Annotated in this window: 22 protein-coding genes and 1 pseudogene; 9 read left to right on the forward strand and 14 right to left on the reverse strand. The window is 71.8% G+C overall.

Annotation, left to right across the window (positions count from 1 at the left end; genetic code table 11):
* Window positions 1–310 precede the first annotated feature (310 nt).
* The 11 genes from G3I77_RS14485 to rsmI form a co-directional block, all read right to left on the reverse strand.
* On the reverse strand, window positions 311–1,021 hold the full coding sequence (locus G3I77_RS14485; protein ID WP_248503754.1) for a response regulator transcription factor: 711 nt from the start codon (window positions 1,019–1,021) through the stop codon (window positions 311–313).
* A gap of 237 nt (window positions 1,022–1,258) precedes the next feature.
* Window positions 1,259–3,133 (reverse strand): PQQ-binding-like beta-propeller repeat protein, encoded by a 1,875-nt coding sequence (locus tag G3I77_RS14490; protein ID WP_248503757.1) that lies wholly within the window; start codon window positions 3,131–3,133, stop codon window positions 1,259–1,261.
* A gap of 58 nt (window positions 3,134–3,191) precedes the next feature.
* The gene (locus G3I77_RS14495) at window positions 3,192–4,949 is read right to left on the reverse strand and encodes a PQQ-binding-like beta-propeller repeat protein (RefSeq protein ID WP_248503761.1); all 1,758 of its coding nucleotides are present in this window, start codon (window positions 4,947–4,949) and stop codon (window positions 3,192–3,194) included.
* A gap of 191 nt (window positions 4,950–5,140) precedes the next feature.
* Window positions 5,141–6,949 carry an ABC-F family ATP-binding cassette domain-containing protein gene (locus G3I77_RS14500; RefSeq protein WP_248503764.1) on the reverse strand — a complete coding sequence of 603 codons (1,809 nt, stop codon included), beginning with the start codon at window positions 6,947–6,949 and terminating at the stop codon, window positions 5,141–5,143.
* 70 nt (window positions 6,950–7,019) lie between these two features.
* A complete protein-coding gene (locus G3I77_RS14505; RefSeq protein WP_248503766.1) occupies window positions 7,020–8,240 on the reverse strand; it encodes a HEAT repeat domain-containing protein in 1,221 nt (406 codons plus the stop codon).
* A gap of 149 nt (window positions 8,241–8,389) precedes the next feature.
* Window positions 8,390–9,289, reverse strand: a complete 900-nt coding sequence (locus G3I77_RS14510) for a 4-(cytidine 5'-diphospho)-2-C-methyl-D-erythritol kinase (RefSeq protein ID WP_248503769.1) — start codon at window positions 9,287–9,289, stop codon at window positions 8,390–8,392.
* Window positions 9,286–10,176 (reverse strand): 16S rRNA (adenine(1518)-N(6)/adenine(1519)-N(6))-dimethyltransferase RsmA, encoded by an 891-nt coding sequence (gene rsmA / locus G3I77_RS14515; RefSeq protein ID WP_248503771.1) that lies wholly within the window; start codon window positions 10,174–10,176, stop codon window positions 9,286–9,288. The genes G3I77_RS14510 and rsmA overlap by 4 nt, the downstream gene beginning before the upstream one ends.
* Before the next feature lie 30 nt (window positions 10,177–10,206).
* Window positions 10,207–11,646: a ubiquitin-like domain-containing protein gene (locus G3I77_RS14520; protein ID WP_308311388.1), complete on the reverse strand. Its 1,440-nt coding sequence runs from the start codon at window positions 11,644–11,646 to the stop codon at window positions 10,207–10,209.
* A 130-nt stretch (window positions 11,647–11,776) separates the two neighbouring features.
* Window positions 11,777–12,667 carry a TatD family hydrolase gene (locus tag G3I77_RS14525; protein ID WP_248503774.1) on the reverse strand — a complete coding sequence of 297 codons (891 nt, stop codon included), beginning with the start codon at window positions 12,665–12,667 and terminating at the stop codon, window positions 11,777–11,779.
* Between the two features lie 79 nt (window positions 12,668–12,746).
* The gene (locus G3I77_RS14530; protein ID WP_248503777.1) at window positions 12,747–13,175 is read right to left on the reverse strand and encodes a hypothetical protein; all 429 of its coding nucleotides are present in this window, start codon (window positions 13,173–13,175) and stop codon (window positions 12,747–12,749) included.
* A gap of 223 nt (window positions 13,176–13,398) precedes the next feature.
* Entirely contained in the window at window positions 13,399–14,247 is an 849-nt protein-coding gene (gene rsmI / locus G3I77_RS14535; protein ID WP_248503779.1) for a 16S rRNA (cytidine(1402)-2'-O)-methyltransferase, read from the reverse strand.
* A 111-nt stretch (window positions 14,248–14,358) separates the two neighbouring features.
* Between rsmI and G3I77_RS14540 the strand changes: the two genes are divergently transcribed.
* The 3 genes from G3I77_RS14540 to G3I77_RS14550 all read left to right on the forward strand — a co-directional run bounded on the left by G3I77_RS14540 (window position 14,359) and on the right by G3I77_RS14550 (window position 19,629).
* Window positions 14,359–16,098, forward strand: coding sequence for a phospholipid carrier-dependent glycosyltransferase (locus tag G3I77_RS14540; RefSeq protein WP_248503783.1), 1,740 nt, complete (start codon window positions 14,359–14,361; stop codon window positions 16,096–16,098).
* Window positions 16,099–16,230: 132 nt separating this feature from the next.
* Window positions 16,231–17,865, forward strand: coding sequence for a penicillin-binding transpeptidase domain-containing protein (locus G3I77_RS14545; RefSeq protein WP_248503785.1), 1,635 nt, complete (start codon window positions 16,231–16,233; stop codon window positions 17,863–17,865).
* Window positions 17,866–17,961: 96 nt separating this feature from the next.
* Window positions 17,962–19,629: a penicillin-binding transpeptidase domain-containing protein gene (locus tag G3I77_RS14550; RefSeq protein ID WP_248503786.1), complete on the forward strand. Its 1,668-nt coding sequence runs from the start codon at window positions 17,962–17,964 to the stop codon at window positions 19,627–19,629.
* Window positions 19,630–19,638: 9 nt separating this feature from the next.
* Here the strand turns inward: G3I77_RS14550 and G3I77_RS14555 are convergent, their stop codons facing one another.
* Window positions 19,639–20,004, reverse strand: a complete 366-nt coding sequence (locus tag G3I77_RS14555; RefSeq protein WP_248503787.1) for an SsgA family sporulation/cell division regulator — start codon at window positions 20,002–20,004, stop codon at window positions 19,639–19,641.
* 168 nt (window positions 20,005–20,172) lie between these two features.
* Here G3I77_RS14555 and G3I77_RS14560 point away from each other — a divergent pair, with 168 nt between their 5' ends.
* The 6 genes from G3I77_RS14560 to G3I77_RS14585 all read left to right on the forward strand — a co-directional run bounded on the left by G3I77_RS14560 (window position 20,173) and on the right by G3I77_RS14585 (window position 25,001).
* On the forward strand, window positions 20,173–21,264 hold the full coding sequence (locus G3I77_RS14560; RefSeq protein ID WP_248503788.1) for an energy-coupling factor ABC transporter permease: 1,092 nt from the start codon (window positions 20,173–20,175) through the stop codon (window positions 21,262–21,264).
* Window position 21,265: 1 nt separating this feature from the next.
* On the forward strand, window positions 21,266–22,027 hold the full coding sequence (cbiQ, locus tag G3I77_RS14565) for a cobalt ECF transporter T component CbiQ (RefSeq protein ID WP_248503792.1): 762 nt from the start codon (window positions 21,266–21,268) through the stop codon (window positions 22,025–22,027).
* On the forward strand, window positions 22,015–22,782 hold the full coding sequence (locus G3I77_RS14570) for an energy-coupling factor ABC transporter ATP-binding protein (RefSeq protein WP_248503795.1): 768 nt from the start codon (window positions 22,015–22,017) through the stop codon (window positions 22,780–22,782). Before cbiQ ends, G3I77_RS14570 begins: the two co-directional genes overlap by 13 nt.
* A gap of 10 nt (window positions 22,783–22,792) precedes the next feature.
* Window positions 22,793–23,254 (forward strand): MarR family transcriptional regulator, encoded by a 462-nt coding sequence (locus tag G3I77_RS14575; protein WP_248503797.1) that lies wholly within the window; start codon window positions 22,793–22,795, stop codon window positions 23,252–23,254.
* A gap of 102 nt (window positions 23,255–23,356) precedes the next feature.
* On the forward strand, window positions 23,357–23,803 hold the full coding sequence (locus G3I77_RS14580; protein ID WP_248503800.1) for an organic hydroperoxide resistance protein: 447 nt from the start codon (window positions 23,357–23,359) through the stop codon (window positions 23,801–23,803).
* Window positions 23,804–23,837: 34 nt separating this feature from the next.
* Window positions 23,838–25,001 (forward strand): serine hydrolase domain-containing protein, encoded by a 1,164-nt coding sequence (locus G3I77_RS14585; protein WP_248503802.1) that lies wholly within the window; start codon window positions 23,838–23,840, stop codon window positions 24,999–25,001.
* Here G3I77_RS14585 and G3I77_RS14590 read toward each other — a convergent pair.
* Together G3I77_RS14590 and G3I77_RS14595 are read right to left on the reverse strand one after the other, a co-directional pair.
* A complete protein-coding gene (locus G3I77_RS14590) occupies window positions 24,998–25,273 on the reverse strand; it encodes a DUF1876 domain-containing protein (protein ID WP_248503805.1) in 276 nt (91 codons plus the stop codon). The two genes, G3I77_RS14585 and G3I77_RS14590, sit on opposite strands and share 4 nt — an antisense overlap.
* 72 nt (window positions 25,274–25,345) lie before the next feature.
* Window positions 25,346–25,468, reverse strand: a pseudogene (locus G3I77_RS14595) (EamA family transporter); the annotation flags it as partial.
* Window positions 25,469–25,490: the final 22 nt, after the last annotated feature.

Raw genomic sequence — 25,490 nt, forward strand, 5'->3', positions numbered from 1 at the left:
GTGCCTCCCCTGGCGACGGTGTCCCCCCGGCCGCCGGTTGACGCGCGCTGTGGCGGAGTGGTCAGCTCCGCCGGGCGCGACGATCACCTTAGGTACAAACGTTCGACTGAATCAGGGGGTTTCTTCGAGGCGGGAGCGGCGTGGCGCGAAACGAGCCACGGGACTTCGACGGCCCGGACGACACAAGTCCCGTGATGACCCTAGGGATTATGTGTGTGCATCTCGTGAACGTCGTGTTGGGTCGGGTGCCACGCAGGGATGAGATCGACCAAAAACCAACGCACGCCTCAACGTGAGGCCTGCAGCCCGGTCAGGCCTCCGGCCCCGTCTCCGGATCCGGTGTCACAGGCCGCGGTAGTGACCCCGCCCGGTCCAGCAACCCTGTCCGTGCCGCCAGAGCCGCCGCCTCCAGGCGGGAACCCACGCCCAGTTTCATCAGGACCCGCTGGACGTGCGTGCGGGCCGTGGAGGGCGCGATGCCCATGCCCGCCGCGATCAACCGGGTGTCCTCGCCGTCGGCGACGCGGACCAGGACCTCCACCTCGCGCGGCGTGAGCAGCTGGAGCAACCGCTGGCCCTCGTCGTCCGGTTGGGCCACCGGGTTGAGCAACTCGCTGAACGCTCCCTGCAGCAGCTGCGGCGCCACCGCCGCCTCCCCCGCCCGCGCCTTCATGATCGCCCGCTCGACACCCTCTATGCGCTCATCGTGCCGCACATAGCCGGAGGCCCCCGCCGCGAACGCCGCCGCGATTCCGCGAGGGCTCGGCACCGGCCCCAGCACCAGCACCGCGACCTGCGGCCGCTCCCGCTTGATCTTCACCACCGGGTCGAAGATCCCCGGCTCCGCCGGCGCCGCCGTGCCCAGCAGGCACACCTCCGGCGCCCGCGTGATCACCAGCTCCGCCGCCCCCGCGGCCGGCGCCGCCGCGGCGAGCACCCGGTGCCCCCGCAGCTTCAGCGCCGAAGCCAGCGCCTCGGCCAGCAATCGGTGGTCGTCGACCACCATGAGCCGCACTCCCATCGAGCAACCCCCCAGTCACCCCAGCCCCCTATGGAAGCCCCCCGGCTCCCCCGCCTTCATGCCCCCGGAAGCTACACGCTTGTTCGACGTTGCGCTCCCCCTACCGGCGAGAATCGCCCCGGATCGCCGAAATTCCTCTCATTCCAGGTTGACCGCGCCAAACAGCTGCGGCCCCGCCCCTGAACAGGGACGGGACCGCATCAGTCACCAGTCGATCAAGAACCGGTCAGTACCCGATCAGCCCGTACCGAAGCCGACCGCCAGGTACTCCTTCTCCCTCACCGTCGACCGCTTGCTCGCGTACACCTTGGACATGTAGAGGTGCCCCTCGGCGTAGAGGAACTCGGAGTACTCCGGCGACATGCTGGTCTCCACGTCGCGGACCGAGTCCGTCGCGGGGTTCTGCAGCAGCGTCGTCTCCTTGAAGCTGCCTCCGGCGATGCTCACGACCTGTCCGCCCTTGTCGTACGGGGGACGCTTGTACGCGATCAGGTTGCCGCCGTCCATGCGCAGCGGCGAGATCGTGTAGCCGTCGCCCGCGTCGGCCCGCTGCCCGGTCTGCTTGCCGGTGGCGAGGTCGAAGGCGACGATCTCGTTGGTCTCGCTGTACTTGCCGGTGCCGTCGTGCTCCTCGGTCGGCAGGTACAGCCGGTCGTTGCCGACGGCCAGCAGGTTGCAGGCCTCGACGCGGGTGATGCCCTCGCAGCGGGCCGCGAACTGCTCGCCCGGCGCGGAGATGCGCGTGCGCAGCTTGCCGGTCTTGCCGTCGATGGAGAAGAAGTCGGAGATGCCGCTGCCGTCGCCCGCGGAGTCGCCGACGTCGGCGGCCACGACCAGCGGGTTGGTCGACACGATGCTCGCGTACTCGATGCCCTCGGTCATCTTGTACTCCGAGATCACCTTCCCGGACTTCGGGTCGATGGTCTGGATGTGCAGCTGCCGCTGGTCGTACGAGCCGCACTTGCGCACCGCGACCAGCTTCTCGCCGCCGCCGTACCCGGCGTCGTAGCAGGAGTCGGTCGGCTTCGGGCTCCACAGGAGCTTGCCGGAGACGTCGAACGCGGCGCCGCCGCTGGTGCTGCCGACGGCGATGGTCTTCCCGCTGACCGTGATGTTGTCGAAGGTGATCAGCTGGTCACCGGTCTTGACGGTCTTGGTCCACAGCCTCTTGCCGGCATCGAGGTCGATCAGCGCGATCTCGCTGCACCCGTGCGAGGGGTCGGCCTTGGTGGGCATCGCCGGCTGGTAGAGGATCGCCGTCAGGTTGTCGTCGGTGACGTGGCGGCTGGCCTGGCAGACCGGGCCGTCCAGCGGGATCTTCCACAGCTCGCCGCCCTTGTCGCGGTCGTAGCCGACGATCTGGGCGATGCCGCTCTTGACGTACGCCTTGTCGGTGAGCCACGAGCCGGAGACGACGACCGTGCTGTCGTTCTTCACCTCGGGCGCCGGGACCTGGAAGAGGACCTTGGCGCTGGGGTCGGACGGTGCCTTCTCCTTGCCGGAGGTGGTGCCGCCGTTGTTGTCGTCCGTGCCGCCGGTGCCGCCGCTGGAGCCGGCGGTGTCGTTCTTCTTGCCCTCGTCCCCGCCGGACTTGGCGTACCAGACGCCGCCGCCGATGATCAGGGCGATCGCCACGACTGCGGCGATGATGATCGCCATCTGGGCGTTGAACTTCCCGCCGCCGCCCGGCTGTCCGGCCTGCGGCTGGTGCGGCATGGTCTGCTGCGGATAGCCGTAGCCGGGCTGCTGCCCGTATCCCGGCTGCCCGTACCCCGGCTGCCCGTAGGGCGCCTGCTGCGGCGGCCCGAACGGCCCCGGCTGCTGACCGGGGTAGCCGTAGCCGGGCGGGGCCTGCGGAGGCTGGGGCGCCGGAGCCCCCTGCGGATACCCGTAACCCTGCGGAGGCTGGGGCGGCGTCTGCGGGGCGGCCGGCGGAGGTGTCTGCGGCGCCTGCGGGTAGCCGTAGCCCGGCTCCGGGGTCTTGCCGAGGTCGGGCCCGGCCGCGGGCGGCGGGGTCTGCGGCGGCTGGTCCTGGGGCGGCTGGTCCTGGGGCGGCCCGAAGCCGCCCCCCTGCGGGGGCTGCTGGGGCGGCGGGGGCGGCGGCTGGGTCATGGCGTGGCTACCTCGGGGAAGGGGACGGACGACTGAGGGAGTTCGGAGGGAGGAGGAGTCACTTGCCGTAGGCGAGCATCAACTTCTCCTTCGTGTCGTCGTTCCCGCTCAGCCGGGTCGTCGAGATGTAGAAGCGCCCGTCGACCCAGTCGATCTCCTTCGAGAAGAAGCTGTCCTCGATGTCAGCGGCGTTCTGCGGGTTCTGCAGCAGCTTGGACGGCTTGTGGCTGCTGCCGCCGGTCGGGATGGACACGATCTGCCCGCCCGCGTCGTACGACGGCTCCACATAGGCGATGAGCTTGCCGCCCTCGGTCTTCACCGGCAGCATCGACTCGTCGGAGGGGGACTTGACGCGCCACTTCTCCTTGCCGTTCGCGAGGTCGACCGCGACGATCTCGTTGGCGCCGGAGGTGGCCTCGGTCGGCAGGTACAGCGTGGTGTCGTCGACGGCGACGCCCTGACAGCCCGTGAGGTCGCGCTCGAGGATGGCCCAGCCGCACTCGGGGGCGAAGTCCTCGTCGAAGCCGACCTGCGAGCGGAACTTGCCGCCGGAGGTGAAGGTGGAGATGTTCCAGGCCTTCTTGTCCTTGTTGGTGCTGTAGACGACCAGCGGGCTGACCGAGTAGGTGCGCGCGACCCGCCAGCCCTTGTCGAACGGCTGGGTCCACTTCACGTCGCCGGTCTTCGGGTCGAGCTCCTGGACCTCGTCGTGCTCCTTGTCGGTGCCGGCGCCGCAGGAGGAGACGGCGATCAGCTTCTCGCCGCCGGCGAACGCGGCGGGGAAGCAGGCGTTGCCGTAACGCTTCTTGTCGAAGAGCTTGTCGCCGTTGGTGACGTCGTAGGCGGTGCCGGACTGGGAGCGGCCCACCATCAGGGTCTTGCCGGTGATGGACAGTTCGACGGAGAGCGTGGAGTCGAACAGGGCGCCCTTGGCGACCTGTTCCTTCCAGCCCTTCTCGCCGGTGACGAGGTCGATCTCCTGCAGCTGGTTGCACTTGGCGCGGTCGCTGCTGCCGCTCATGTACGCGACGACGATCTTGTCGTCGGACGTCTTCTGCTCAGTGGTCGCGCAGATCTTCTGCGGGAAGGTGATCGGGTCCCAGGCCGGTTTGCCGTCAGCGACGTTGTACGCGGAGAGCTGCTTGTACGCCGCCTTCACCGCGGTCTTGCCCGTGATCCACATGCCATCGGCGTCGGCGCCGGAGCCGGGGGCGTCGGGCGCCTCCTTGTACCAGAGGACCTTGGCCTCGCCGGCCTGGCGGCCCTCGTTGAGGTCCTCCGGGTCCTCGCCGCCGTCGCCGCTGCCGTCACCGGGGTTGACCGGGGCGGAGGAGCCGGGCTTGGCGTCGTCGGTCTTCTGGGCGACCGGCTTCTTCTTGCCCTCGCCGTCGTCGCCGGTGACGGCCCACACGGTGCCGCCGACCACGAGCAGCGCTACGACAGCCGCGCCGATGATGAGGGCCGGCTTGCTCTTGAAGGGATTGCGCGAGCCCCCGGGCGGAGTGCCGGGCGCGCCCGGGTACTGCGGCTGCCCCGGGTAGCCGTAACCGGGCTGGCCGTACGGCCCGGGCTGCTGCGGCTGGCCGTAGGGGCCGGAGTTGTACGGTCCCGGCTGCCCGTACGGACCGGGCTGCTGCGGAGGCTGCTGCGGGTAGCCGTACCCGGGCTGCGGCGGGCCCTGCGGGGGCGGCGGCGTCTGGGGCGGGCCCTGCGGGGGCGGCGGCGTCTGCGGTGCCCCGTAACCACCGCCCTGCGGCGGCTGGTTCTGCGGTGCTCCGAAGCCACCGTGCGGTGGCTGACTGGGCGGCTGAGTCATCAGCGGCTCCCCCGTTCGATCACTGATTTTTAGCCACGCCCTGAGATACACAATGGGCTCAGAGTCGCTTCATAAAGTTCTAAGACGACTCTTTGTATCACCAGGTTCCGACAGCGGCCGGGCCGTCTCACCCCCTGTTCCCAAGGGCGGACCGGCCCGTGATGCCGTCGTTATGCGTCTTCACGCACCCTTCACGCGTCCTCGGCGAGTTCCAGCCAGCGCATCTCCAGCTCCTCGCGCTGACCGGCCAACTCCCGCAGCTCGGCGTCCAGTTCGGCCACCTTCGAGAAGTCCGTGGCGTTTTCGGCGATTTGGGCGTGGAGCTTGGTCTCCTTCTCGGAGACCTTGTCGAGCTGCCGCTCGATCTTCTGGAGCTCCTTCTTGGCGGCGCGCTGGTCGGCGGCGCTCACCGCCGGGGCGGCGGACTGCGAGACGGCGGCGGGGGCCGAGGCGGCAGCGGCCTCCTCCATGCGCCGGCGCCGCTCCAGGTACTCGTCGATGCCGCGCGGCAGCATCCGCAGGGCGCCGTCGCCGAGCAGGGCGAACACCCGGTCGGTGGTGCGCTCGATGAAGAACCGGTCGTGGGAGATGACGATCATCGAGCCGGGCCAGCCGTCGAGCACGTCCTCCAGCTGGTTCAGCGTCTCGATGTCGAGGTCGTTGGTGGGCTCGTCGAGGAAGAGGACGTTGGGCTCGTCCATGAGCAGGCGCAGCAGCTGGAGCCTGCGGCGCTCACCACCGGACAGGTCGCCGACGGGCGTCCACTGCTTCTCCTTGCCGAAGCCGAACGTCTCGCACAGCTGCCCGGCGGTCATCTCGCGTCCCTTGCCGAGGTCGACGCGCTCGCGCACCTGCTGCACGGCCTCCAGCACGCGCGTGGCGGGGTCGAGTTCGGCGACCTCCTGGGAGAGGTAGGCCAGCTTCACCGTCTTGCCGACGCGGACGCGCCCGCCGACGGGCTGGGTCTCTCCGTCCGACCTGGCGGCCTCGGCCATGGCCCGCAGCAGGGACGTCTTCCCGGCGCCGTTGACGCCGACGAGGCCGATCCGGTCGCCGGGCCCGAGCTGCCAGGTGACGTGCTTGAGGAGGACCTTGGGGCCCGCCTGGACGGTGATGTCCTCCAGGTCGAAGACGGTCTTGCCCAGCCGGGTGGAGGCGAACTTCATCAGCTCGCTGCTGTCCCGGGGCGGCGGTACGTCGGCGATGAGCTCGTTGGCGGCCTCGACGCGGAAGCGCGGCTTGGACGTACGGGCGGGCGCCCCGCGGCGCAGCCAGGCCAGCTCCTTGCGGACCAGGTTCTGCCGCTTGACCTCCTCGGTCGCGGCGATGCGCTCGCGCTCGGCCCGGGCGAAGACGTAGTCGGAGTAGCCGCCCTCGTACTCGAAGACCGATCCGCGCTGGACGTCCCACATGCGGGTGCACACCTGGTCCAGGAACCACCGGTCGTGGGTGACGCACACCAGCGCCGACCTGCGGTTCTGCAGATGCTTGGCCAGCCAGGCGATGCCCTCGACGTCGAGGTGGTTGGTGGGCTCGTCCAGGACGAGCAGGTCCTGGTCCTCGATGAGCAGCTTGGCCAGCGCGATCCGGCGCCGCTCACCACCCGAGAGCGGGCCGATGACGGTGTCCAGCCCCTTGGGGAACCCCGGCAGGTCGAGCCCGCCGAACAGGCCGGTCAGCACGTCCCTGACCTTGGCGACGCCCGCCCACTCGTGGTCGGCCATGTCGCCGATGACCTCGTGGCGGACGGTGGCCTCGGGGTCGAGGGAGTCGTGCTGGGTGAGCACGCCGAGGCGGAGCCCGCCGGAGTGCGTGACCCGCCCGGTGTCGGCGCTCTCCTGCCTGGCGAGCATGCGGATGAGCGTGGTCTTGCCGTCGCCGTTGCGGCCGACGACGCCGATGCGGTCCCCCTCGGAGACGCCGAGGGAGACGCCGTCGAGCAGGGCGCGGGTGCCGTACACCTTGCTGACGTTCTCGACATTGACCAGGTTGACGGCCATTACTCTCCTGCCAGGGGGGATGGATCGACCCCCAGGGTAGTCGCGCGCAGGGGTGCTCCGGCCGGGGCGGTCAGCCGCCGTCCGCGGCCTCCCGGCGGCGCTGGTAGCGCCACACGTCCAGCAGTCGCTCGTCGAACGGCAGCTCCGGGTCGAGGGGGCCGATCCGGTGCTCGGCCTCCACGCAGCGGGGATCGTCGCGCACGGCCAGGCCGGACACGGCGCAGATGCGGGTCGGCTGCCGCTCGTCATGGGTGAGGGCGACCAGCGCGTCCCCCACCTCGGGTTCGCTCCCCCGGTGGTGGGCGAGCCAGTGGCACACCGCCCCGCGTACGCCGGGGTCCTCGTCATGGGCCAGGGTGAGCACGGTGGTGAGGCTCTCGGGGCGGTGCACGGTTTCCGGCACCAGGGCGCGCACCCTCGGGTCCGGGTGGGAGAGGTACGACAGCCCGACGGCCTCGATCTCCGGGGCGCTGTCGTGGGTCATCGCGTGGAGCAGTACCGCCAGCACCTCCGGGTCCTGCTCCTGCTCGGCCCAGGGCACGAGCTGCCGCCCCCGGTCCCAGAACGGGTCGTGGCCCGTGACGACGTCTCCGAGGATCAGGGACAGCAGGAGGTCGGCGGCGAGCAGGCGGTGGTGCCGGTCGGGGTGATTGAGCAGGTCCCGGCTCCACTGCCAGGTCTCCTCGTCGGTCCGCCGGCCGAGCGTGAACACGACGTCGCACCACACGACGTGGTCCCGGTCGGGGTGGGCGACGGCACGCGCGACCAGTTCGTCGAAGGGGGTGCGGATGCCGTAGCGGGCCTCCGTGGAGGTGAGGACCGCCCGGTGCTCGTCGCGCACGGTCGTCCCGCCGAGTGTGAGCTGCTCACACCACCAGCCGACCTCGTCGTCCTCGACCCGGACCCGCTCGACCGGCCCGGTGAGGCCGGTGATGCGGCGCAGTTCGGCCTCGGCGCCCGCCTCCGACCACCGCCGGGCACGGGCCAGCAGCTCGGCACGCTCCGGCGCCTGGAGCGGCACCCGGTGCGAGGTGAGCGCGAGGGCCAGCAGGTGGGATCCGCCGTCCACCGCCCGCATCAGCGGGGTGCTCCCGTCGGGCAGCCGGCGCAGGGGGTCGGCGCCGGCCTGGAGCAGCGCCTCGGCGACGGGTCGGTCGTACGCCGCCACCGCGAGGCAGAGGACCGGGAGGCCGTCGGTTCCGTCGGGGGTGTCGGGGTCCGCACCGGCCTCGAGCAGGGCCGTGACCCCTTCCGCATCCCCGCGCCGTACGGCCGCGACCAGTTCCTCCACGCCTTGCCCCCTTTTTGAAACAACTGGGGGAGCCTAGGCGCCCGGCAGCGGCCGGGGCACGTGATTAGGGCCTGTCGTTTGGATCAGGCTGCAGGTAAGCGACGGTGCTATTCGACCCCGCGTCTGCGGCCTGATCCAAACGACAGGCCCTAACGTCCGGCGACCGTCGCCCCGGGCGCCGGGCCCGACGCCGTGCGCACCGTCCGGCACGTCCCGGACGCCAGCAGGGCCTGCGCCACCGCGGCGGCCGACTCCGGGTCGCGGACCAGGAACGCGGTCGTCGGGCCGGAGCCGGAGACGAGCGCGGTGAGGGCGCCGGCGGCCCGGCCCGCGGCCAGGGTGCCGGCGAGTTCCGGGAAGAGGGAGAGGGCCGCGGGCTGGAGGTCGTTGGAGACGGCGGCGGCGAGCGCGTCCGGGTCGCCCTTGGCGAGGGCGGCGAGGAGTTCGCCGGAGGCGACGGGCTCGGGGATGTCCGTGCCCTCGCCGAGACGGTCGAACTCGCGGAACACCGCCGGGGTGGACAGACCCCGCCCGGCCATCGCGAACACCCAGTGGAAGGTGCCGCCGACCTCCAGGGGCGTCAGCTGCTCGCCCCGCCCGATGCCGAGGGCCGCCCCGCCGACCAGGCTGAACGGCACGTCGCTGCCCAGCTCGGCGCAGATGTCGAGGAGTTCGTCACGGGAGGCGCCGGTCTGCCACAGCGCGTCGCAGGCCACCAGGGCGCCCGCGCCGTCCGCGCTGCCGCCCGCCATGCCGCCGGCGACGGGGATGTCCTTGGCGATGTGGAGGTGCACGTCGGGGTTGCGGCCGTACCGCTCGGCGAGCGCTTCGGCCGCCCGCGCCGCCAGGTTCGTACGGTCCAGGGGGACCTGGTCGGCGTCCGGGCCGTCGCAGGTGACGCGGAGCCCGTCGGCCGGGGTGACGGTGATCTCGTCGTAGAGGCCGACCGCGAGGAAGACGTTGGCCAGGTCGTGGAAGCCGTCGGGGCGGGCGGCGCCGACCGCCAGCTGGACGTTGACCTTGGCCGGGACGCGGACCGTGACGCTCACGCGGGCTCCTTCTCCTGGTGCCGGTTCGCCTTGTGCTCGGCGATCCGCGCGAACTCTTCCACGGTCAGCGACTCGCCCCGGGCCTGCGGCGAGACCCCGGCGGCGACGAGGGCCTCCTCGGCGGCGGCGGCGGATCCGGCCCAGCCGGCGAGCGCGGCCCGCAGCGTCTTGCGACGCTGGGCGAAGGCCGCGTCGACGACGGCGAACACCTCGCGCTTCGAGGCCGTCGTCTTCAGCGGCTCGGTCCGGCGGACCAGGGACACCAGGCCGCTGTCGACGTTGGGCGCCGGCCAGAACACGTTCCGCCCGATGGCACCGGCGCGCTTGACCTCGGCGTACCAGTTGGCCTTGACCGAGGGGACGCCGTAGACCTTCGAGCCGGGCGGGGCGGCGAGCCGGTCGGCGACCTCCGCCTGGACCATGACGAGGGTGCGTTCGATGGTCGGGAAGGTGTCGAGCATGTGCAGCAGGACCGGGACGGCCACGTTGTAGGGAAGGTTGGCGACCAGCGCGGTCGGGGCGGGGCCCGGCAGCTCGGTGACGTGCATGGCGTCCGAGTGGACCAGGGAGAACCGGTCGGCGCGCTCGGGCATGCGGGCCGTGATGGTGGCGGGCAGCGCGCCGGCGAGCACCTCGTCGATCTCCACCGCCGTGACCCGGTCGGCGGCCTCCAGCAGCGCGAGGGTGAGCGAGCCGAGCCCCGGGCCGACCTCGACGACCACGTCGTCGGGGCGGACCTGTGCGGTGCGGACGATACGGCGGACGGTGTTCGCGTCGATCACGAAGTTCTGTCCGCGTTGCTTGGTCGGGCGTACGCCGAGGGCTGCCGCGAGCTCGCGGATGTCGGCGGGGCCCAGAAGGGCGTCGGGGGTGGGGCTGCTGGTCACGGGACAAGGGTACGGGGGTTCGGTTCCCCCCTATCCGCGCAGCCGTCCCCCGCAGTGCGGCCACGGGCTGGCTCCCCGCCGCACATACAGCTTCTTCGCCCGGTACGTCTGTTCCGCCGCCGGGGCGTCCTGGGGTCGGCCGCTGCCGCCGAGGGCCTGCCAGGTCTGCGTGTCGAACTGGTAGAGGCCGCCGTAGGTGCCCGAGGCGTCGACCGCGTCGGGCCGGCCGCCGGACTCGCAGGCGGCGAGGCCCTGCCAGTCGAGGTGGTCGGCGCCCTGCACGGACGCCGGGCGCGGCTTGGTGCCGACCTTCACGACCTGCGGGCGCGGCTCGCGCACCACCTCGGATCTGATCCGGCGCGGCTTCTGCCTCACGCCGTTGACCGTGCGCACGGAGAAGGTGACCCGGCGCAGGCCCGGCTCGCCCGCGCGCTCCACGACCTCCGTGCCCCGGAACAGGGCCGGATCCTCCGTCCGCCGCACCTGGAACGGGATCGGCTCCTCGCGGACCTCCTTGCCGCCGGTGATCCGCAGCACCGTCACGGTCTGCCCGTCGCGCGGGAAGCTCCCCTGCGGGACCGACGTGGTGTCCTGGCCGTGCAGCGTGATCCCGGCCTCCTCGACGGCCTCCCGTACGGTCGCGGCGTTGGTGCGCACCGTGCGGGCGCGGCCGTCGGCCATGACCGTGACCGTGCGCTCGGTCCGCACGTCCAGCGCGAGCCCTTCGCGCCCGATGCGCCGGGAGCGCGACGTGGACACGTACGCGCCCTCCTGCCGCACACCGAGCTGCCGCAGCGCGCCCGCCACCGTGTGGGCGGTCGTCCACACCTCACGGCGGTGTCCGTCGAGGGTGAGCCGCACGGGGCGGGCGTAGTGCACGGCGACCTCGTCGCCGCTGCTGATCTCCGTGCCGGGACCGGGCGCCACCACGTCGTGGGCGCCGATCTCGACGCCTTCCTCCGCCAGCAGCTCGGTGACGTCGTCGGCGAAGGTGTGCAGCGTGCGTGACGTGCCGTCGACGTTCAGCTCGATCGCCTTGTCCTTGGCGACGAAGGCCGTGGTGCCTCCCGCCAGGAAGGCGACGACCAGGGCCTGCGGGAGCAGCCGCCGCATGGGGCTGTCCAGGCGCTCGGCGTAGCGCGCCTTGCGCCGGCGCGCGGACCTGCGATGCGAGCCGGTGCGCGCCGCGGCATGCGATCCGGCGCGCGCACCCATGCCCGGAACCGGGTAACCGGCGGACCCGAGCGGGGGCTCGCCGTCCGGGGCGCCCTGCCGGGGCAGCCCGGGCAAGGTCGGCGCCTCGTAGGCGGGCCGGTAGGTGTCCTCGTAGGCGCCGGGCACGCCGGGCGTCCCGTAGACGAGTGTCTCGGCGCTGTGCAGATCGACGGGCGGCGCGTCGAAACCGCCGTACACCGGGTCGGCGTAGGCCGGGCCATACGTCTCGTAGGTCTCGTACCGCGCGTTGCTCACGCCGACACGCTCCAGGGGCCGGAGGGGGTCCAGAGGGGTCCGGATAGGGCCCCCAGAACCTAGCGGAGCGGTCGTCACTCTCCAAAGCGACGCGGCTACGCACAGTCGTGCGGCGAGGCGGCGGGCGGGGTCAGTAACCGAACGCGCGTGCCGTGTTCGCGCCGAGGGCGGTGGCCAGCGTGTCCTCGTCGACGCCGCGCACCCCGGCCATGGCCCGCACGGTGACCGGCACCAGATACGGGGCGCCCGGCCGTCCGCGGTAGGGCGCCGGGGTGAGGAAGGGCGCGTCCGTCTCCACGAGGAGGAGCTCCAGCGGGGCCACCGCCACCGCGTCCCGCAGGTTCTGGGCGTTCTTGAAGGTGACGTTGCCGGCGAAGGACATGAAGTAGCCCGCGCTCGCGCAGATGCGGGCCATCTCGGCGTCGCCGGAGTAGCAGTGGAAGACGGTCCGCTCGGGGGCGCCCTCCTCCTTCAGCACACGCAGGACGTCGGCGTGGGCCTCGCGGTCGTGGATGACCAGGGCCTTGCCGTGCCGCTTGGCGATCTCGATGTGGGCGCGGAATGACCGCTCCTGGGCGTCCTTGCCCTCGGGACCGGTGCGGAAGTAGTCGAGGCCCGTCTCACCGACGCCCTTGACCTGCTCCAGCGCGGCCAACCGGTCGATCTCGGCGAGCGCGTCGTCCAGGGCCGCCTGGCCGCCGGGTTCGCGGGCGCCCTGGCGCGACCAGCCGTCGGGGTCGCCGTGCACGATCCGGGGCGCCTCGTTCGGGTGCAGGGCGACCGTCGCGTGGAGGGCGGCGTGGGCCGCCGCCGTCTCGGCCGCCCAGCGGGAGCCCTTGAGGTCGCAGCCGACCTGCACGACCGTCGTCACTCCGACCGACGCCGCCTTCGCCAGCGCCTCCTCGACCGTGCCGGACTGCATGTCCAGGTGGGTGTGGGAGTCGGCGACCGGCACCCGGAGGGGCTCCGGGAGGGGCGGGGCCGCGTTCTTGTCCTGGCGGCCGGAGTCGTTCGAAGGCATGCCCCGATCCTACGAAAGGGGGACGCCCTCCCCGATGGAGGAGGGCCGGGGAGGGCGTCTACAAGGGAAGCCGGACGGGTCAGCTCGCCTTGCGCTGGAAGGGGTGCAGCAGGTCGGACAGGTGCCAGTGGTGGTGTTCGCGCTGCTCCTGATCGGCCGTCGCCCCGGCCTCGGCGGCCGCGGTGGGCGCCGTCACGGGCCCCGCGGGCGGCGGCACGCGGTGGGGCCGGTGCCCCGCGTCGCGCGCCGACGCGACCCGCCCGGGCCGCATGATCCGCACGACGTGGCTGTCGCAGTGGTGACATTCGGGCTTGCTCAGCGGGGAGGGCACGACCTTGCCGTCCGCCACGTAGAGGACGAACTCGTGACCCGCGGCGTCCGTGTGGTGCTCTATCTCGAACGACTGCTCCCAGCCGTGCCCGCACCTCATGCAGGCGAAGGAGTAGGACTCGTTGACGACTGCGGTCGCACCGGCGCGGAGCCCGGTCTGCCCTGCGATCTCACTCATGCCAGCTCCTGTTGGTCCGCTGTGGCGTGAGGACGGTTCCGTCCCCGCGACCCAGTGGACTCCTCGGCCGGACCGATGGCGGCAGACCTGTCGAGTGTTGGCCCCGATTTGGGCGTCCCTTGCCCCTGCGCCCCTTCTGCTTTGCCCACCCATGGGGCGCACGCTCATCTGACATGCGCCCTGCTCAGAGGGTGCTCACGCCGCCTGGGGGCGCGGGGCCGTATCACCCCGCCGCGTTCTTCGCGGCGACCACCGCATCGAAGACGACCCGCTTCGGCACACCGGCCTCCACCGCCACCGCGGCGATCGCCTCCTTGCGCCGCTCCCCCGCTTCCTCCCGCACCCGCACCCGCCGCACCAGCTCCTCGGGCCCGACCTCCTCGGGCCCCTTCTCCGGCGCCCCCTCCACCACGACGGTGATCTCCCCGCGGACCCCCTCCGCAGCCCACGCGGCCAGCTCCCCCAGCCCGCCCCGCCGGACCTCCTCGTACGTCTTGGTCAGCTCCCGGCACACCGCGGCCCGCCGCTCCGCCCCGAACACCTCGGCCATGGCCGACAGGGTGTCGTCGAGCCGATGGGGAGCCTCGAAGTAGACGAGCGTGCGCCGCTCGTCGGCGACCTCCCGCAGCCGCCCCAGCCGCTCCCCCGCCTTGCGCGGCAGGAACCCCTCGAAGCAGAACCGGTCGACGGGCAGCCCGGACAGCGCGAGCGCGGTGAGCACGGCGGACGGCCCGGGCACGGCGGTGACCCGCACGTCCCGCTCGACCGCGGCGGCGACCAGCCGGTACCCCGGGTCGGACACCGACGGCATCCCCGCGTCGGTCACCAGCAGCACCCGGGCCCCGCCCACCAGCTCCTCGACCAGCTCCGGCGTCCGGGCGGACTCGTTGCCCTCGAAGTACGACACCACCCGGCCCTTGGGTGTGACGCCGAGCGCCTGGGTCAGCCGGCGCAGCCGCCGCGTGTCCTCGGCGGCGACGACATCGGCTCCGGCCAGTTCCTCGGCGAGCCGGGGAGGGGCGTCCGCGATGTCGCCGATGGGGGTGCCTGCGAGTACGAGGGTTCCGATCACGTTCCCATCCTCCCAGGGGCAGACGGTGCGGACTCCTCCCAGGGGCGGAGGATGCGGACGCATACCGGCCATGCACGGGACTCACACAGAACGGTTCCCTACGATGGCGCGGTGACCAGTACCGCGTCCTCCACGGACACCCGGCAGGGCCAGGCGCCGCTCGACCAGCGGCCGTCCTGGCAGCAGCGGCTGCGCCGCTTCGGCTACCAGGGGCAGCCCAGAAGCGACGTCCGTGACCGCCTGGTGCCGCCGTACACCGAGCCCGGCCCGCGCCTGTGGGCGGCGCTCGGCATCCCGTACACGCTCTCGGGGCGGCTGGTGCGCTGGTCGGGCTGGATCGGCCCGCTGCTCGTCACGCTGCTGGCGGGTGTGCTGCGGTTCTGGAACCTGGGCAGCCCCAGGGCGGTGATATTCGACGAGACGTACTACGCGAAGGACGCGTGGGCGCTGGTCCACCGCGGGTTCGAACTCAACTGGGACAAGAACGCCAACGACCTGGTCCTGTCGTCGGGCGGGAACGTCACGCTCCCGACGGACGCGGCGTACGTGGTGCATCCGCCGGTCGGCAAGTTCATGATCGGGCTCGGCGAGCTGATGTTCGGGTTCGACCCCTTCGGCTGGCGGTTCATGACGGCGCTGCTCGGCACGCTGTCCGTACTGCTGCTGTGCCGCATCGGCCGCCGCCTGTTCCGCTCCACCTTCCTGGGGTGTCTCGCGGGCGCGCTGATGGCGGTGGACGGTCTGCACTTCGTGATGAGCCGCACGGCGCTGCTCGACGGCGTGCTGATGTTCTTCGTGCTGGCCGCGTTCGGCTGTCTGCTCGTCGACCGGGACAAGGCCCGCGAGAAACTCGCCGCCGCGCTGCCGCTGGACGACGACGGCCGGGCCCGGCCCGACCGGCACACGGCCGAGACGGCCCGCCTGGGATGGCGCCCCTGGCGCTGGGCGGCGGGCCTGATGCTGGGCCTGGCCATCGGCACGAAGTGGAACGGCCTCTACATCCTGGCCGCGTTCTGCCTGATGGCGGTGTTGTGGGACGTCGGCTCGCGCAGGGTCGCAGGCGCCCGGCACCCGTACTCGGCGGTCCTCAAGCGCGACACGGGTCTGGCGTTCGCCGCCACGGTCCCGGTCGCCCTGGTCACCTACGTCCTGTCCTGGACCGGCTGGATCCTCTCCGCGACGAACGGCTCCGGCGGCTACTTCCGCAACTGGGCCGCGACCAGCGGCAAGGGCGGCAGTTGGACGTTCCTGCCCGACTGGCTGCGCAGCCTGTGGCACTACGAGCACCAGGTGTACGAGTTCCACGTCGGGCTGTCCTCGCCGCACACGTACCAGTCCAACCCGTGGAGCTGGCTCGTCCTCGGCCGCCCGGTGTCGTACTTCTACGAGTCCCCGGCACCCGGCAAGGACGGCTGCCCCGCCGACGCCGGCGAGAAGTGCGCCCGCGAGGTCCTCGCCCTCGGCACGCCGCTGCTGTGGTGGGTCGCCTGCTTCGCGGTCCTCTACGTGCTGTGGCGCTGGTTCTTCCGCCGTGACTGGCGGGCGGGCGCCATCGTCTGCGCCATCGCGGCCGGCTACCTGCCCTGGTTCATGTACCAGGAGCGCACGATCTTCTTCTTCTACGCCGTCGTGTTCCTGCCGTTCCTGTGCCTGGCGGTGGCGATGCTCCTCGGCGCGATCATCGGACCACCCCGCTCCACCGACACCCGCCGGGTCGCGGGCGCCACAGCCGCCGGCGTCCTGGTCCTCCTGATCACCTGGAACTTCATCTACTTCTGGCCCCTGTACACGGGGCAGGCGATCCCGATCGACGACTGGCGGTCGCGGATGTGGCTGGACACGTGGGTCTGATCTACATTCGGTCACAAATCGAAACTCCCTGCCCGGCAGTAACCGCTTCCACATAGAGTGCTGCCGGGATCGGGCTTTCTGAACGCGTTCAAAGGAGCGCGTGGGGGGGCTCAACGGGGAGGGGACCGCCCAATGGGCAAGGGGGTCAAAGCCGCCGTCATAGGCGGGGTGTTCACGGTGATGGTGGGTGGGGCCGGGTACGGGACCTACAACGTCGTGAGCGCGCTGAGCGGGGACGGGGGCGGCACGAGCGGGGTCGCCGGGGAGGAGCGGACGGGGCCGCCCGGCAAGGACGAGGTCAAGGAGACCACCGCCAAGTTCTTCGCGGCCTGGGAGAAGGGCGCGACCGCTTCCGCGGCCTCGCACACCAACAACGACGCGGCCGCGGAGCAGCTGCTCACCGCCTTCAGCGACGACGCGCACATCACCGACGTGAAGATCACGCCGGGCACGGCCCAGGGCACCACCGTGCCGTACACGGTGAAGGCCAAGGTGGCCTACGACGGGAAGTCCAAGCCGCTGAGCTACCGGAGCAAGCTGAAGGTCGTGCGCGGGCTGACCACCGGGCGGGCGCTGGTCGACTGGCAGCCGTCCGTCGTGCACCCCGAGCTGAAGAAGGACGACACCCTCGTCACCGAGCAGTCGGCCACCCCGCCCGTCGAGGCCGTGGGCCGCGACGGCTCCGAGCTGACGAAGGAGAAGTACCCCTCCCTCGGCCCGGTCCTGGACGCCCTGCGCGACAAGTACGGCGAGAAGGCCGGCGGCACCCCCGGCATCGAACTGGTCGTCCGGCACGACGGCAACGGCGCTCCCGACACCCCGCTGCTCACCCTCGCCGAGGGCAAGCCGGGCAAGCTCACCACCACGATCAGCCCGAGCGCGCAAGTGGCGGCCGAGAAGGCGGTCAAGCGGTTCGCCCAGTCTTCGGTGGTGGCGGTCAAGCCGAGCACCGGCGAGGTGCTGGCCGTGGCCAACCACCGCACGGACGGCTTCAACGCGGCCTTCGAGGGGCAGGCGGCACCCGGCTCCACGATGAAGATCATCACCGCCGCGATGCTCATCGACAACGGCGTGACCTCGATGAACGGCCCGGCACCGTGCCCCGACACCGCCGTGTGGCAGAGCCAGACGTTCAAGAATCTGACCGGCATGAAGCCCGACGAGAGCGCGACGCTCGCCAACAGCTTCATGCGGTCCTGCAACACCGCCTTCATCAAGCTCATCGACGAGAAGCCGCTCACCGACGCCTCGCTGACCCAGGAGGCCGAACAGCGCTTCGGGCTGGGGCAGGACAACTGGAAGACCGGCACCGTCTCCTTCGACGGCCGTGTCCCCGCGGTCGACGGGCCGGACCGGGCGGCGGGCGCCATCGGGCAGGGCCAGGTCCAGATGAGCCCGCTGAACATGGCCTCGGTCACCGCGACCGCCATCACCGGCGCCTTCCGCCAGCCCTACCTGGTCTCGCCGAAGCTCGACGGCCGGGAGCTGGCCCGGGCCGAGGGGCTGCGGGCGAGCACCGCCACCCAGCTCAAGCAGATGATGCGGCTCACCGCCACGCAGGGCACGGCCGAGGAGGCCATGCGCGGGCTCGGCGGCGACATCGGCGCCAAGACCGGCTCCGCCGAGGTCGACGGCAACGCCAAGTCCAACAGCTGGTTCACCGGGTTCCGGAACGACATCGCCGCGGCGGCCATGACCGAGGAGGGCGGACACGGCGGCGACGCGGCCGGGCCGATTGTCGCAGCCGTGCTACGAACGGGTGGCTGATCTCACCTCCGTGGGACGGGACTCTAGGGTGGTGGCCGTCGTTGGGACAGCTGAGGGCAACGGGGACCCTGGGGATTCGCGGAGGAACGAACAGCAGTGGGCAACAGAAGGCGCGTCGCCGAGCGACGGAAGACGAGACCCGCCGTGATCGGCGGGGTGATCGCCGTGGTCGTCGTGGGCGCCGGGGCCGGTGCCTACGCGCTGTACGGCGGTGGCGCCGCCGACGACGACGGGACGCGGGCGTCGGACCAGAAGGCCGAGGTGAAGACCGGCCCGCTGTCCCCGGCCGAGGTCACCACCACCGCCCGCGCCTTCCTCACCGCCTGGCAGTCCGGAAAGGTCCCGCAGGCCGCCGCGGCCACCGACGACGCCTCCGCGGCCCAGCGGCTGCTCACCGGCTACACCAAGGACGCCCACATCAAGGGCGTCACCCTCACCCCGGGCAAGCCCACCGGTGACAAGGTGCCGTTCTCCGTCAAGGGCACGGTGTCCTACAAGGGCACCGACAAGCCGCTGACGTACGCCGGCGCACTGACCGTCGTGCGGCGCGCCGCCGACGGAAAGCCGCTGGTCGACTGGGACGCGGCGGTCGTCCACCCGGACCTGAAGGACGGCGACACGCTGGTCACCGGCGCGGCCGGCACGCCCCCGGTCAAGGCCCTCGACCGGGACGGCGGCGAACTGACCAAGGACAAGTACGCCTCGATCGGCCCGATCCTGGACGGACTGCGCGAGAAGTACGGCAAGGTGGCCGGCGGCAAGGCCGGCATCGAGCTCCGGGTCGTGCGCGGCAAGGCGGCCAAGGCCAAGAACCTCTCCGACAAGACCCTGCTGGAGCTGAGCGAGGGCACACCAGGCACGGTGAAGACCACGCTGGACCCGGCCCTGCAGGCGGCGGCCGAGCAGCAGGTCGCGAAGAAGGCCAGGTCGTCGGTGGCCGTGGTGCGGGCGTCGACCGGCGAGATCCTGGCCGCCGCCAACGCCTCCCCCGGCTTCAACACCGCCTTCCAGGGCTCCCTGGCCCCCGGCTCCACGATGAAGGTCATCACCTCCTCGCTGCTGCTCGAGAAGGGCCTGGCCTCGGCGGACAAGAAGCACCCCTGCCCGAGGTACTTCACGTACGGCCACTGGAAGTTCCAGAACCTCGACAAGTTCGAGATCAAGAACGGCACCTTCAAGGCCAGCTTCGCCCGCTCCTGCAACACGGCCTTCATCAGCCAGGCCCCGAAGCTGAAGAACGACGACCTGACCAAGGAGGCCCAGCAGGTCTACGGCCTGGGGCTGAACAACTGGGCGATCGGTGTGCCGTCCTTCGACGGGGCGGTGCCGGTGCAGTCGGCGGCCCAGATGGGCGCCTCGCTGATCGGGCAGGGCGGGGTCCGCATGAACCCGCTGAACATGGCGTCGGTGTCGGCGACGATCAAGTCCGGTACCTTCCGCCAGCCGTACCTGGTCTCCCCGGACGTGGACGGACGCAAGCTGGCGAAGGCCTCGCGCACGATGCCGGCGAGCACCCAGTCCCAGCTGCGTGAGCTGATGTCGTACACGGCCGCGTACGGCACGGCCGCGGAGGCGATGGCCGGGGTCGGCGGCGATGTCGGTGCGAAGACCGGGTCCGCCGAGGTCGACGGGCAGAAGAAGCCGAACGGCTGGTTCACGGCCTACCGGGGCGACCTGGCCGCCGCGGGCGTGGTCCAGCAGGGCGGGCACGGCGGTTCGACGGCCGGTCCGATCGTGGCGGCGCTGCTGAAGGCAGGCGGCTGACCTACCGGTTCAGTGCGTCACGGGTTCCGCGGCGGCCATGTACGTCCGCCGCAGGAACCGCAGCAGCGCCTGCCGCTCGAACTGCACCACCGACACCCCGTGCGCGGAGTGGAACTCCACCACGACCTGCACCCGGCCGCACGGCCACACCCGCACCTCGTCGCTCCCCACGGGGGCCCGCAGCCCCTCCTCCAGGAGCTCGCGGCGGAAGGTCCATTCGCGTCCCCCGGCGCCGGGCAGCACCATGCGTACCGACCGGGGATCGCGGTCGGGGTCGTAGCGCAGGGTGACCGGAACCGCCTCCAGCTCGTCGACGAGCGGGACGGCCGCGTCCGAGACGATGTGGGCTCGCGCGTATTGCTCGACTACGGACATCGGACGGCCCCTTCACCGTGCGTGATCCGAGTGGAAACCGTGCGTCCACTCCCTCTCCAATGTCGCATATTTTCCGGATCGCGCCCGTGGAGCCGGATATATCGCGGGTGAGATAAAACGAACCTCACGCTCTTGCAAATCGTTCGCATCAAGCCACATCATCGAACGGTGCATGTACCTGACGGATTCATCAACGCGCCCACCTCCGCCGCCACCGGTGTGATCGCTGCGGGCGCCGTCGCCGTGAGCCTGCGCGGTGCACGCCGCGAACTCGACGAGCGCACGGCGCCGCTGGCCGGCCTCGTCGCGGCGTTCATCTTCGCGGTGCAGATGCTGAACTTCCCCGTCGCGGCGGGGACCAGCGGCCATCTGCTCGGCGGTGCGCTGGCGGCGATCCTCGTCGGCCCCTACACCGGGGTCCTGTGCGTCTCCGTCGTCCTGCTGATGCAGGGCATCCTCTTCGCGGACGGCGGTCTGACCGCGCTCGGCGTGAACATCACCAACATGGCGATCGTCACGACGGTCGTCGCCTACGCCCTCTTCCGCGGCCTGGTGAAGGTGCTGCCCCGCACCCGCCGGTCGGTCACCGCGGCCTCCTTCGTCGCGGCCCTGGTCTCCGTCCCGGCCGCCGCGCTGGCCTTCACGCTGATGTACGCGATCGGCGGTACCACCGACGTCTCGATCGGCAAGGTCGCCACCGCCATGATCGGCGTGCACGTCCTGATCGGCATCGGCGAGGCCACGATCACCGCACTGACCGTCGGCTCGGTCATCGCCGTGCGCCCGGACCTGGTGTACGGGGCGCGCGGTCTGACGCAGAAGCTCAAGCTGCGGGTGAACGGCGAGCTGGTCGACGCGCCCGGCGCCGAGCCCGCGCCGGTGGCCGCCCGGACCTCGCACCGCAAGGTATGGGCCGCGGGCCTGGTCGCGTCCCTCGTGCTGGCCGGGTTCGTCAGCTTCTACGCCTCCGCGAACCCCGACGGTCTGGAGAAGGTCGCCGCCGACCACGGCATCGACAAGCAGGCCGAGGAGCACGCGGTGGCCGACTCCCCGCTCGCCGACTACGGCGTCGAGGACGTCGACGACGCCCGCCTGTCCGGGGGGCTGGCGGGCGTCATCGGCGTGGGGGTCACGGTCGTCGCGGGCACCGGCGTGTTCTGGGCCGTGCGCCGCCGCCGTACCGACGCCTCCCCGTCGAACACGTCGGAGACGCCGGACGCGGCGGACGCGCCGGACTCGACGAGCCCCACGAGCGTCTGACATGGGAGCGGGGCACGCGCACAAGCTGTACCGGCACGGGCACTCGCCCGTGCACGGCCTGCCGCCGCACACCAAACTCGCCGCCGTGTTCGCCTTCGTGGTGGTCGTGGTGTCGACGCCGCGGGAGGCCATGTGGGCGTTCGGGCTGTACGCCGTGCTGCTCGGGGCCGTCGCGGCCGTCGCGCGCGTGCCCGCGGCCTTCCTGCTCAGGCGGCTGCTGATCGAGGTGCCGTTCGTCGCGTTCGCGGTGCTCATGCCGTTCGTGGCGGAGGGCGAGCGGGTCGACGTCCTCGGCCTGTCCCTGAGCGTGAACGGCCTGTGGGGCGCCTGGAACGTGCTCGCCAAGGGCACGCTCGGTGTCGCGGCCTCGGTGCTGCTGGCCGCCACGACCGAGCTGCGCGAACTGCTCCTCGGCCTGCAGCGCCTCAAACTCCCGCCGCTCCTCGTGCAGATCGCGTCCTTCATGATCCGCTACGGCGATGTCATCACGGACGAGATGCGGCGCATGCGGATCGCCCGGGAGTCACGCGGCTTCGAGGCCAGTGGCGTCAAGCACTGGGGCGTGCTCGCCAAGTCGGCCGGCGCGCTGTTCATCCGCTCCTACGAGCGCGGCGAGCGTGTGCACCTGGCCATGGTCAGCCGCGGCTACGCCGGATCCATGCCCGTCATCGACGAGGTGACCGCGTCCCGGGCGCAGTGGTCGTACGCCCTCGCCCTCCCCTGCGCCGCTCTGCTCGTCTGTCTGCTGGGATGGTCCCTGTGACACCTTCACTCGACGTGGCCGGACTGGCCTTCGCCTACCCCGACGGACACCAGGCCCTCTTCGGCGTCGACTTCTCGGTCGCCCGCGGCGAGCGGGTCGCGCTGCTCGGGCCGAACGGCGCCGGCAAGACGACCCTCGTGCTGCACCTGAACGGCATCCTGACCGGCGGCGCCGGCACGGTGAAGGTCGCCGGGCTGCCCGTGGACAAGCGGAACATGGCCGAGGTGCGGCGCCGGGTCGGCATCGTCTTCCAGGACCCGGACGACCAGTTGTTCATGCCGACGGTCCGGGAGGACGTGGCGTTCGGGCCCGCGGCGGCCGGGCTGAAGGGGCCGGAGCTGGAGGAGCGCGTGGACCGGGCGCTGGAGCGGGTCGGCATGGCGGAGTTCAAGGAGCGTCCGCCGCACCACCTCTCCTTCGGCCAGCGCCGCCGGGTGGCCGTCGCGACCGTGCTGGCGATGGAGCCGGAGATCCTCGTCCTGGACGAGCCCTCCTCCAACCTGGACCCCGCCTCCCGCCGCGAACTGGCGGACATCCTGCGCTCCCTGGACGTGACCGTGCTGATGGTCACGCACGACCTGCCCTACGCCCTGGAGCTGTGCCCGCGCTCCCTGATCCTCAGTGACGGGGTGATCGCAGCGGACGGGCCGACCGGCGAACTGCTCTCCGACGAGGAGCTGATGCGGGCCCACCGGCTGGAGCTGCCGTTCGGTTTCGATCCGCGTTCCGTCCCGGCAGCCGAGGCCCGTCCGTGACAATGGGCGCGTGACGAACGAGGAGAGCGACGGATCACTGCTGCTGGACGAGCAGTTGTGCTTCGCCCTGTACGCCGCCCAGCGCGCGGTGACGGCGGCGTACCGCCCGCTCCTCGACGAACTGGGCCTCACCTACCCCCAGTACCTGGTCCTGCTGGTCCTCTGGGAGCGCGGCGAGACCACCGTCAAGGAACTGGCCGCGGCCCTGCGCCTCGACTACGGCACGGTCTCGCCGCTGCTGAAGCGGCTGGAGGCGGCCGGTCTCGTACGGCGTGAGCGGTCGGCGCGGGACGAGCGGTCGGTGCTCGTGGCCGTGACGGGGCGCGGCGAGGAACTCCGGGAACGCGCGGGGCGGGTGCCCGGCGCGCTGCTCGGGGCGACCGGGCTCGACGCGGCGGAGGCCGTGCGGCTGCGTGCGGAGCTGTGGCGGCTGGCCGAGCGGGCGGAGTCGGCGGCGGACCGGGCCCGCTGAGGGTTACCCGCGGTTGCCACCCCCTGGTAACGACAAGGGGGTTACTGGCCAGTACCTTGTGCACGATGTGTTTGTGCGCACCTGGTTCCGGGGGAGGACAGCATGACTGACGGCCCCGCCGTCGACAGCCGCCCGACGAAGATCATGTACGTGGCGGAGGCCACCGCCCACGGCGGTCGCGAGGGCTACGTCACCAGCCAGGACGGTCAGCTCGACCTCAAGGTCGCGATGCCCCAGCCGCTCGGCGGCGACGGCGACGGCACCAACCCGGAACAGCTCTTCGCGGCCGGCTACAGCTCCTGCTTCCACAACGCCCTGATCCTCGTCGGCAACCGCGAGGGCTACGACCTGACCGGCTCCACGGTCTCCGCGAAGGTCGGCATCGGCCCCAACCGGCAGCGCGGCTACGGCCTCGCGGTCGCCCTCAGCGTCTCCCTGCCGGTCGTCGACGCGGATCTCGCGACCAGGCTGGTGGACGCGGCCCACGAGGTCTGCCCGTACTCGAACGCGACCCGCGGGAACATCGACGTGACCATCCTGCTTGGCTAGGGGGCAGCACAGCGGCGAGACGAGGAGTACGGGCGTGGACGTGCACGGCACAGTGGCCGAGGGCTTCGAGCCGGTGAGGGACGCGTTCGAGCGGAACTTCGACTCGCTCGGGGACCGGGGCGCGGCGGTCGCCGTCTACCGGGACGGGCAGAAGGTCGTCGACCTGTGGGGCGGCACCAAGGACGTCGACGGCACGGCTCCCTGGGAGCGCGGCACCGCCCAGGTCGTGCGCTCGGCGACGAAGGGGGTCGCCGCCGCCGTCCTCCTGCTCCTGCACCAGCGCGGGCAGCTGGACCTGGACGCGCCGGTGGGGCACTACTGGCCGGAGTTCAAGGCGCAGGGCAAGGAGGGGGTCCTGGTCCGGCACGTGCTGAACCACCGGGCCGGGCTGCCGGTCCTCGACCGGCCGCTCACCCCGGAAGAGGCCCTCGACCCGTCGAAGGGCCCCGCGGCCCTCGCCGCTCAGGCCCCGGCCTGGGAGCCCGGCACCGACCACGGCTACCACGCGCTCACCTACGGCTGGCTGCTCGACGAACTGGTGCGGCGCGTCACCGGGCAGGGCACCGGGGAGTGGCTCGCGTCGCAGGTCACCGGCCCGCTGGGGCTGGACCTCTGGCTCGGTCTGCCGGAATCGGAGGCCGGCCGGGTCGGGCGCGTGGGCCGCGTCGAGGGGGCCGAGCCGACCGGGGGTCTGCGGGCCCGCCCGAAGCGCTCGGTCACCGAGGCCTACGAGGACCCGGCCTCCCTCACGCGCCGGGCGTTCGCCGCGATCTCCCCGTTCCCGGACCAGAACGACCCCGCCTACCACGCGACCGCCCTGCCCGCGACGAACGCCATAGCGACGGCGGACGGGCTGGCCCGCTTCTACGCGACCCTGATCGGCGACACGGCCGGCGCCGCGCGGCTCTTCACCCCTGAGACGGTGGACATGGCCCGGGCCGAGGAGTCGGCGGGCCCCGACCGGGTTCTGGTGGTCGGCACCCGCTTCGGCCTCGGCTACATGCTGCACGGCAGCGCCTCGCCGCTCCTCACCCCCGGTTCCTTCGGCCACCCGGGCCGCGGCGGCGCCCTCGGCTTCGCCGACCCGGAGAGGGGCATCGCCTTCGGCTACGTCACCAACGGCTTCCGCAAGACGGTGACGGCGGACCCGCGGGCGCAGGCGCTGGTGCGGGCGGTGCGGGGCGTGCTGAACCTCTAGACGTGGATGGGGTGCGAAGTCCGGCCGGACGCCTGGTCGATCTCCTCGTGGGCTTTGGTCAGCAACGCCATGGCGAGTTCGTTGAGCGCCCGGGCCCCGGCGATCTCCTCCCCGACCCTCGGCTGATTGGCGTCGGTCCGGTGCCGGCTCGCGTGCCCGTGCGCCCGTACCTCGCTGCCATCGGGCAAGCGGACCAACGCGGCCGCGCGCGTGTGCTGGTCGTCCTCCGTGAACTCCATCTCGACGTGCCACCCCACTGTGGTGTGCATCATGACGATCACCTCCGGAACGCTTAGTTCCAGGGTGCTCCTCGCACGGGCCGGACGCACCCGCCTGGCGGGCCCCTATCCGGCGTGCAGCATCAGCCCGATCCCGACGACCAGCAGCCCGGCCGCCGCGATCCTCGGCGCCCCGAAGCGTTCCTTGAAGAACACGGCGCCGATCGCCGCGCCGACGATGATCGATGTCATACCCGGCTCATACAGTGAT

The sequence above is a fragment of the Streptomyces sp. D2-8 genome, from assembly GCF_023184515.1.
GTDB lineage: Bacteria > Actinomycetota > Actinomycetes > Streptomycetales > Streptomycetaceae > Streptomyces.

What these genes read in the sequence shown, in the direction of transcription:
- G3I77_RS14580 (WP_248503800.1), top strand. Translation starts at nt 23,357, where the DNA reads ATGACTGACGGCCCCGCCGTCGACAGCCGCCCGACGAAGATCATGTAC.
- G3I77_RS14490 (WP_248503757.1), bottom strand. Translation starts at nt 3,133, where the DNA reads ATGACCCAGCCGCCGCCCCCGCCGCCCCAGCAGCCCCCGCAGGGGGGC.
- G3I77_RS14590 (WP_248503805.1), bottom strand. Translation starts at nt 25,273, where the DNA reads ATGATGCACACCACAGTGGGGTGGCACGTCGAGATGGAGTTCACGGAG.
- G3I77_RS14555 (WP_248503787.1), bottom strand. Translation starts at nt 20,004, where the DNA reads ATGTCCGTAGTCGAGCAATACGCGCGAGCCCACATCGTCTCGGACGCG.
- G3I77_RS14485 (WP_248503754.1), bottom strand. Translation starts at nt 1,021, where the DNA reads ATGGGAGTGCGGCTCATGGTGGTCGACGACCACCGATTGCTGGCCGAG.
- G3I77_RS14500 (WP_248503764.1), bottom strand. Translation starts at nt 6,949, where the DNA reads ATGGCCGTCAACCTGGTCAATGTCGAGAACGTCAGCAAGGTGTACGGC.
- G3I77_RS14530 (WP_248503777.1), bottom strand. Translation starts at nt 13,175, where the DNA reads ATGAGTGAGATCGCAGGGCAGACCGGGCTCCGCGCCGGTGCGACCGCA.
- G3I77_RS14495 (WP_248503761.1), bottom strand. Translation starts at nt 4,949, where the DNA reads ATGACTCAGCCGCCCAGTCAGCCACCGCACGGTGGCTTCGGAGCACCG.
- G3I77_RS14570 (WP_248503795.1), top strand. Translation starts at nt 22,015, where the DNA reads ATGGTCCCTGTGACACCTTCACTCGACGTGGCCGGACTGGCCTTCGCC.
- cbiQ (WP_248503792.1), top strand. Translation starts at nt 21,266, where the DNA reads ATGGGAGCGGGGCACGCGCACAAGCTGTACCGGCACGGGCACTCGCCC.
- G3I77_RS14545 (WP_248503785.1), top strand. Translation starts at nt 16,231, where the DNA reads ATGGGCAAGGGGGTCAAAGCCGCCGTCATAGGCGGGGTGTTCACGGTG.
- G3I77_RS14525 (WP_248503774.1), bottom strand. Translation starts at nt 12,667, where the DNA reads ATGCCTTCGAACGACTCCGGCCGCCAGGACAAGAACGCGGCCCCGCCC.